General features: G+C 50.3%; 7 protein-coding genes and 1 pseudogene. All 8 read left to right on the top strand.

The window, feature by feature from the left end; all coding sequences use genetic code 11:
* Window positions 1–991, top strand: a 991-nt coding sequence (locus tag ACRC27_RS02425) for a LysM peptidoglycan-binding domain-containing protein (RefSeq protein WP_438639113.1), incomplete at its 5' end; no start/stop codon positions are given.
* Window positions 992–1,005: 14 nt separating this feature from the next.
* Window positions 1,006–3,084, top strand: coding sequence for a DNA mismatch repair endonuclease MutL (gene mutL, locus ACRC27_RS02420; protein WP_438639112.1), 2,079 nt, complete (start codon window positions 1,006–1,008; stop codon window positions 3,082–3,084).
* A complete protein-coding gene (gene miaA, locus ACRC27_RS02415; RefSeq protein ID WP_438622159.1) occupies window positions 3,077–4,003 on the top strand; it encodes a tRNA (adenosine(37)-N6)-dimethylallyltransferase MiaA in 927 nt (308 codons plus the stop codon). The genes mutL and miaA overlap by 8 nt, the downstream gene beginning before the upstream one ends.
* A gap of 94 nt (window positions 4,004–4,097) precedes the next feature.
* Window positions 4,098–4,391, top strand: coding sequence for an RNA chaperone Hfq (hfq, locus tag ACRC27_RS02410; RefSeq protein ID WP_438622158.1), 294 nt, complete (start codon window positions 4,098–4,100; stop codon window positions 4,389–4,391).
* Between the two features lie 23 nt (window positions 4,392–4,414).
* Window positions 4,415–5,698 carry a ribosome rescue GTPase HflX gene (gene hflX / locus ACRC27_RS02405; RefSeq protein WP_438622157.1) on the top strand — a complete coding sequence of 428 codons (1,284 nt, stop codon included), beginning with the start codon at window positions 4,415–4,417 and terminating at the stop codon, window positions 5,696–5,698.
* A gap of 57 nt (window positions 5,699–5,755) precedes the next feature.
* Entirely contained in the window at window positions 5,756–6,952 is a 1,197-nt protein-coding gene (gene hflK / locus ACRC27_RS02400; protein ID WP_438622205.1) for an FtsH protease activity modulator HflK, read from the top strand.
* A 2-nt stretch (window positions 6,953–6,954) separates the two neighbouring features.
* Window positions 6,955–7,860 (top strand): protease modulator HflC, encoded by a 906-nt coding sequence (gene hflC, locus ACRC27_RS02395; protein WP_438622156.1) that lies wholly within the window; start codon window positions 6,955–6,957, stop codon window positions 7,858–7,860.
* A gap of 166 nt (window positions 7,861–8,026) precedes the next feature.
* A pseudogene (locus tag ACRC27_RS02390) lies at window positions 8,027–8,210 on the top strand (hypothetical protein); the annotation flags it as partial.

Genomic DNA, 8,210 nt, shown 5'->3' with positions numbered 1-8,210 from the left:
TAATCAGCGGGTCAGTAACCCAGGGGCTACATCAGGTAAATCGAACGCAGTCAGCGTACCGGAAAAACCGGCAGTAAAGGCGGTAGAGAATAAACCGGTGCAGAAAACCGAGCATGTTCCGGCTCAACCGGGGCCAATTATTGAGTCTGCTCCGGTTATCGATAACAGCTCAAAAACAATGGCCAGTACTCAGACACATACGGTAAAACGTGGCGAAACGTTGACCCGAATTGCTAGTCAGTACGGCAGTACTGTGGCGGAGATGAAAGCACTGAACCGTCTGCGTTCGGGTGATGTTCAAGTTGGGCAAAAACTCAAAGTGCCGGTGAGCGGCAATAGTGCCAACAGTAAGCCGCAGCCTCCGGTTGCCAGCCAGCCAGATCCGGTGATAGAAAAACCAGCCGTGGAAAAAGGTGGCACGCAATGGCATGAGGTCAAGCGTGGTGAGAATCTGTTGCGTATTGCCGAGCGTTATCACACTAGCATGCAGACACTGCGCGATTTGAACCGGCTGGCCGGTGATCAGGTGAATGTTGGGCAGAAACTGAAAGTGCCTGCGGCAGGCGGGGTGCCGGTTGCTGATGCAGCCAAAACAGCACCTCAAAGTGACAGTAGCAGTACGATAAAAAACAGTACGGCGAAAAAAGGCAGTATCGAGGTGTATACCGTACAGCGTGGCGACTCACTGGGTAAAATTGCAACGCGCTACTCAATCTCAATAGATACCCTGAAATTTGCTAACAATCTGCGCGGTAATCAGGTGCAGGTTGGTCAGAAAATTAAGATCCCGCTCGATGGTGTTGTATCGGCAACCACAGCAGAATCAGCTAAACCGGCAGCGCGCCCGACTCAGCATAAAGTGAAGTCTGGGGAGTCTCTTTCTATGATTGCGGAAAAATACGGTATCGGATTGTCTCGGTTACGCCAGTTTAACAAGCTAAAATCAGATCAGGTGATGATCGGGCAAACGTTGAAAATTCCGCAACAGTAAGGCAGAGGTCAGCGATGGCAATTCAGATTTTACCCGCACAACTGGCGAACCAGATCGCGGCAGGGGAAGTGGTTGAACGCCCCTCTTCGGTTGTGAAAGAGCTGGTGGAGAACAGTCTGGATGCTGGCGCAACCCGTATCGATATTGATATCGATAAAGGCGGGGCGCAACTGATCCGTATTCGGGATGATGGTTGTGGCATCAACAAAACTGATTTGGCTCTGGCACTGGCTCGTCATGCGACCAGTAAAATCAGCTCACTGGATGATCTGGAGGCGATTGTCAGCCTCGGTTTTCGCGGTGAAGCGCTGGCCAGTATCAGCTCAGTCTCACGTTTGCTGATGACCTCGCGTACAGCCGATCAACCTGAGGCATGGCAGGCCTATGCCGAGGGGCGGGATATGCAGGTTACGGTAAAACCGGCCGCGCATCCGGTCGGCACCACCCTTGAAGTACGCGATCTGTTTTACAATACCCCTGCCCGCCGTAAATTTTTGCGTACCGAAAAAACCGAATTTACCCACATTGACGAAGTGGTGCGGCGGATTGCACTGGCTCGTTTCGATGTGAGTTTTACCTTGCGTCATAACGGTAAAATGGTCCGCCAATACCGTGCTGCGGCTACGCAGGAGCAAAAAGAGCGGCGTTTGGCGGGGATCTGCGGGCCGGCTTTTTTACAGCATGCCGTTGCCGTTGAGTGGCAACATGCTGAGTTGACCATCTCGGGGTGGGTCTGCTCTGCACAAGGTTCAAGGCAGCAAAACGATATGGCCTACAGCTACGTCAATGGCCGAATGATGCGTGATAAGCTGATTAATCATGCTATTCGTCAGGCTTACCAGACATTGCTGCAAGAGGCGGAATATCCAGCCTTTGTGCTCTACCTAACACTCGCGCCAAATCAAGTTGATGTAAATGTGCACCCCGCCAAGCATGAAGTGCGTTTCCATCAGGCCCGTTTGGTACATGATTTTATCTATCAGGCCGTGCTAACTGCGTTGCAACATACTGTAGATGAGGCAGGTTCTGCGCTTAATCACCCAGTTGGGGAGTGCTCTCCTGATACTGATGCATTTCCTGATCATTCGCCAACTTTAGCTCTGCCAACAACCCCTCCGCTGACATTGGCAACCCCGCGAATTGCGGCAGGTAGCAGCCAATTTTCGCCGTCAGTACAAGCGCGGCAAGCGGGTATCGGTCAGGTGCAAGAGATACCTTCTGGTAGCCAAAGCGGAGAGCAAACAAGCACGCAATTGCAGGAAACTGCGGCGGGTTATCAGGCGGCAAATCCAGCCGTTGAGCGGCTGTTCAGTCGTCAGCCAAACAGCAGATCCTCACATAAATCGCTGAGTCATCAACTAAACCCTGACACACTGCAGCGTGAGTCAGCGGTATATGCCCGCTTGTTGCAGGCAGAATTGCCATCTACCGATGCGGAAACGGCGATAATTCACACTCCGCAGACATCGGCAGGTACGGTAACGGCGCGAGCGCCGTCTGACAGTACCCATCCGGTGGCACAATATAGCGCACCGTCGAGTTCGCTCGGGCGTGCTTTAGCTATTGTGGCCGAGCAGTATCTGCTGGTTGAGCGTGCACAGGGTATCGGGCTACTTTCACTGCCTCGGGCAGCCGCATGGCGTAAACAAGCACAACTGTTACCGCATGGCCAGCCGTTAAAAGCACAACCGCTGTTGATCCCGTTAATGATGAAAGCAGATGCTATACAGTTGCAAACTGCACAACAACAGCAACCCTTGTTACAGCAATTAGGTATTGATCTGCGCTGCAATGAGCGCCAGAAAATCACCGTACTTGCCGTGCCATTACCGCTGCGGCATCACAACTTACAACAAATTATTCCCTTACTATTGAATAAATTACAGGCTGACCCAACGTTAACCATACCTACATTGGTAGAGTGGTTGGTTGGTCAACTCAAGGAAGAGCAGGCACACTGGACACTGTCGCAAGCAGTTACATTGTTGGCTGATTTGGAGCTGTTATGCCCAGAAAAGCTGCGACAGCAGAGCCCGTTATTAATTAAACCTGTGGAACTTGAGGCGGCCATCACCGCATTACAGAATGACTAAATTACCTCCAGCACTCTTTTTAATGGGGCCGACCGCATCGGGTAAAACCGACTTGGCCATTCGGTTACGCCAGCACTTGCCTGTTGAAGTGATCAGCGTAGATTCAGCATTGATCTATACTGGTATGGATATTGGCACAGCGAAACCGTCAGCGGCTGAATTGGCGCAAGCGCCACACCGGTTGATTGATATTCGCGATCCGTCACAGGCGTATTCGGCGGCTGATTTTCGGGCCGATGCACTGCGTGAAATGGCTGAGATTACTGCCGCCGGTAAGATCCCATTACTGGTTGGTGGCACAATGTTGTATTTTAAAGCGCTGCTTGAGGGCTTGTCACCGTTACCGTCAGCAGACCTTAATGTACGGGCAGAGATAGAGAAAGCCGCACAAACGCGCGGCTGGCAGGCATTGCATGCTGATTTACAACGTATCGATCCGGTTGCTGCGGCTCGGATCCATCCGAATGATCCACAGCGTTTGAGCCGGGCATTGGAAGTTTTTGCAATTTCAGGTAAAACGTTAACAGAGCTGACACAGATTCAGGGAGAAACACTCCCGTATCAGGTGCAGCAATTTGCCATTGCTCCGCCAACGCGTGAGCAATTGCATGAGAAAATTGCCATACGCTTTCAGTTGATGCTGGAAGCTGGGTTTGAACAAGAAGTAGGGAAGCTGTTCAAGCGCGGCGATCTTAACCCGGATCTGCCTTCGATCCGCTGTGTCGGTTATCGTCAAATGTGGGAATATTTGCGCGGTGATTACGATGCACAAGAGATGGCGTTCCGTGGGATTTGTGCCACCCGCCAACTGGCGAAACGGCAAATGACATGGTTGCGTAGCTGGGGTGATATCACCTGGCTAAACAGTGATAAACCGGAAGATGCGTTACAAATCGTCATCAAAGCTATTAGAGGTTAACTGATGGTTTGTGTACAATCCTCTATGCTCCCATGTGCACTATTAATTTAATTAAATCAATAATTGCAACAACAAACAAATAAGGAAAGATAAAATGGCTAAGGGGCAATCACTGCAAGACCCGTTCTTGAACGCACTGCGTCGCGAGCGCGTTCCTGTTTCTATCTATTTGGTTAACGGTATTAAACTACAAGGTCAAATTGAGTCATTTGATCAGTTTGTTATCCTACTTAAAAACACCGTCAGCCAGATGGTTTATAAGCACGCGATCTCTACTGTTGTTCCTGCTCGCCCTGTTTCGCATCATAGCAACAGCGGGCATACTGGCGCACCACATGGTCAGCCGGGCGCAACCCCTACTCAGCAAGATACCACTGACGCTGAATAACTTCGGCTTTAGGAGCCATTAGCTTGTTTGATCGTTATGAAGCTGGTGAACAGGCAATATTGGTGCACATCAATTTCCCGCAAGATCGGGATGTAGAGGATCTCCGGGAGTTCGAAAACCTGGTGTCCTCTGCGGGTGTTACGGCGATGCAGGTAATTACCGGTAGCCGCCGTACGCCGCACTCTAAATATTTCGTCGGCGAAGGTAAAGCCGAAGAGATCGCCGCTGCAGTTGCAGCAACCGGTGCATCGGTTATCCTGTTTAATCACACCCTATCCTCAGCTCAAGAGCGTAATCTTGAGCGTCTTTGTCAATGTCGGGTTATTGACCGTACAGGGTTGATCCTCGATATTTTCGCCCAACGTGCCCGTACGCACGAAGGTAAACTTCAAGTTGAATTAGCGCAGTTGCGCCATCTTGCCACACGTCTGGTTCGGGGGTGGACACACCTTGAGCGGCAAAAAGGCGGGATCGGCCTACGTGGGCCGGGTGAAACACAGCTCGAAACGGATCGCCGTCTGATTAAAGACCGGATCCGTTTGATCATCAACCGATTGGATAAAGTAGCCAAACAGCGTCAGCAAGGGCGTCGTGCACGTAACCGTGCCGAGATCCCAACTGTATCGCTGGTGGGTTACACCAATGCCGGAAAATCGAGCTTGTTTAACACGATTACCTCTGCGGGGGTGTATGCCGCCGATCAACTGTTTGCGACACTTGACCCGACCTTACGTCGGATAGATGTCACCGATGTTGGTGCAGTGGTGCTGGCAGATACCGTCGGATTTATCCGCCATTTGCCGCATGATTTGGTTTCCGCATTTAAAGCCACGCTGCAAGAGACACAAGAAGCTACACTGCTGCTGCATGTGATCGACGCAGCAGATCCGCGCATGGATGAGAATATTCATGCGGTAAATCAAGTGCTGCATGATATTGATGCCGGTGAGATCCCCGTATTGTTGATCATGAATAAAATTGATCAGCTAGAGGATGTTGCCCCGCGCATCGCCCGCAACGATGAAGGCGTTCCGACCCATGTATGGGTATCGGCGCAAACCGGTGCTGGCATGGAGTTAGTTTTTCAGGCGATCAGTGAACGCTTGGCGCAGGATATTGTGCAGCATCAGCTGCATCTGCCTCCGCGTCTGTGGCGATTGCGCAGCCGCTTCTACCAAATGGATGCGTTAACGGATGAGCGTGTCGATGAGCAAGATGGTAGCTTGTGGTTAACGATTCGAATGCCAGCGGTAGATTGGCATCGTTTATGTAAGCAAGAGGCTGAACTCGAAAGCAGTGTTCAGTGATTGTGCTCGCCTGAATTGTTGTGCCTGTGGCACGTTTTTTTGTTAATGGAGTAGATGATGGCGTGGAATCAGCCCGGTAATAACGGTCAGGACCGCGACCCTTGGAGTAACCGCAGTGGCGGACGTGACCAAGGGCCACCCGATCTGGACGATGTTTTTCGCAAACTGGGCAAAAAGTTCGGTGGCGGGAAAAAGAGTGGCGGTGATCAAAACAATAATGGCGACAACAAGCGAGTGACATTTACCCCTCGTTTGATTGGCCTTGCGGTTGCTGCCGCTGTCATAGTATGGGGTGTAAGTGGTTTCTATACGATTAAGGAAGCTGAACGTGGTGTGGTTACCCGTTTAGGTAAACTTAATCGTGTGGTTCAACCTGGCCTGAATTGGAAGCCTACCTTTATTGAATCGGTTACACCGGTCAATATTGGTGCAGTACGTGAGCTTCCGGCGACTGGTTTTATGTTGACGCAAGATGAAAACGTCGTGCGTGTTGAAATGAACGTGCAGTACAAAGTGTCTGATCCGGCGCAATACCTGTTCAGTGTCCGTAATCCGGATGACAGCTTGCGTCAGGCGACTGACAGCGCCTTACGTTATGTTATTGGCCACACAAAAATGGATGATGTGCTGACCAAAGGGCGTGCCAAGGTTCGTCAAGATACTTGGGTTTTACTGGATCAAATTGTAGCGCCTTACAACATGGGGCTACAGATTATGGATGTTAACTTCCAGTCTGCTCGTCCACCGGAAGAGGTGAAAGAGGCCTTTGACGATGCGATTGCTGCTCAGGAAGATGAACAGCGCTTTATTCGTGAAGCAGAAGCTTATGCGCGTGAAGTTGAACCTAAAGCGCGTGGTAATGTGAAGCGGGTTGAAGAAGAGTCACAAGCGTATAAGCAACGCGTGATCCTTGAATCAGAAGGTGATGCTGCTCGCTTTAATAAGCTGCTACCTGAATATCAAGCTGCTCCACAGGTCACTCGTGAGCGTATGTATCTCGACACCATGGAAAAAGTGCTGGGCAACAGTAATAAAATTCTGGTGGATACCAACGGGAATAATCTGTTGATGCTGCCTACCGATCAAATGCTGAAAAATAACGCGGATGCAACAACGGCCGCTGCCGCTGCAGCAGCAGTGACAACGTTACCATCAGTTAATGATGTTGGCCGTAACTCGGGTAATTACCAGACCAGTACTGATGGTCAGAACAGCCGCGTAGATAATGGACTTGATCGTCAGGGGAGATTCTAAGCATGAATAAGTTTGTGATCCCGGCGGTGATTGTCGCGGTACTGATTGGCTCTTCATCACTGTTTGTCGTGCCTGAAGGTGAGCGCGGTATTATGCTGCGCTTTGGTAAAGTAAAGCGTGACAGCCAAGATGTGGTTCAGGTTTATAACCCAGGTCTGCATCTTAAAGCGCCGTTTTTTGACAGCGTAAAAATGCTCGATGCTCGTGTACAGACGATGGACGATCAAGCCGATCGTTTTGTCACTGCAGAGAAAAAAGACTTGATTGTTGATTCCTACGTAAAGTGGAAGATTCAGGACTTTGGCCGTTACTATTTATCAACCGGTGGCGGCAACATGCAACAAGCCGAAGCCTTGTTGAAACGAAAAATCAGCGATCGCCTGCGATCTGAAATTGGTAGCCGTACGATCAAAGACATTGTCTCCGGATCACGTGGTGAGCTGATGGATGATGCGCGTAACTCGCTCAATACCGGCGCAGACAGTGCGTCAGATTTGGGTATTGAAGTAGTGGATGTGCGGGTTAAGCAGATTAACTTGCCGGCGGAAGTGTCTAACTCTATTTACCAGCGTATGCGTGCTGAACGTAATGCGGTAGCGCGTGAGCACCGTTCGCAGGGCCGTGAGCAGGCTGAGATCCTCAAAGCAGATGTTGATCGCCGTGTAACGGTGATGCAGGCAGAAGCCGAGAGTAAAGCTCGCAGTATGCGCGGTGAGGGTGATGCGACGGCTGCGAAGATCTACGCTGATGCTTACAATAAAGATCCGGAGTTCTACGCATTTATCCGTAGTTTAAAAGCGTATGAAAACAGTTTCCGCGGTAAGCAAGATATGATGGTATTAAAACCAGACAGCGATTTCTTTAAGTATATGAAAACGCCAACTGCGCAGCCTCAGGCGCAAAAATAGTGTGGTCATTTCACACTGACAGGTTTATATCCTGAATTCAGAAAAGGCTCTTCGGAGCCTTTTTTTATGGGTAAAGATCAGCACCGAGCCGCCGATACAACACTACAGCCAAGGGTATAAGGGGCTAACCGTGCAGTTGTGTTGTGTGTCATTTTTACGGAGCATATTGCTCCCGCTGTTGTTGCTGGGAGCTTGTCGTGTACAGGCTGATGGCGGCTCACCGGTTGAAGTGTATGATCAAGAAAAGCTGTTGCGGCAAATTGTTAGCGAGCAGCATTTACAACAGGTTCAAGCCGATCAATGTCAATTGGTTGAAGATATTGAATTGCGTGCGCGTCAGGCAGAATATC

Origin of the sequence: Plesiomonas sp., from assembly GCF_051650925.1 — a bacterium.
Lineage (GTDB): Bacteria > Pseudomonadota > Gammaproteobacteria > Enterobacterales > CAMTGL01 > Plesiomonas.
Note: the sequence above shows the minus strand (reverse complement) of the source record. Positions and strands in the feature narration are given on the sequence as shown.

What these genes read in the sequence shown, in the direction of transcription:
- mutL (WP_438639112.1), top strand. Translation starts at nt 1,006, where the DNA reads ATGGCAATTCAGATTTTACCCGCACAACTGGCGAACCAGATCGCGGCA.
- miaA (WP_438622159.1), top strand. Translation starts at nt 3,077, where the DNA reads ATGACTAAATTACCTCCAGCACTCTTTTTAATGGGGCCGACCGCATCG.
- hfq (WP_438622158.1), top strand. Translation starts at nt 4,098, where the DNA reads ATGGCTAAGGGGCAATCACTGCAAGACCCGTTCTTGAACGCACTGCGT.
- hflK (WP_438622205.1), top strand. Translation starts at nt 5,756, where the DNA reads ATGGCGTGGAATCAGCCCGGTAATAACGGTCAGGACCGCGACCCTTGG.
- hflC (WP_438622156.1), top strand. Translation starts at nt 6,955, where the DNA reads ATGAATAAGTTTGTGATCCCGGCGGTGATTGTCGCGGTACTGATTGGC.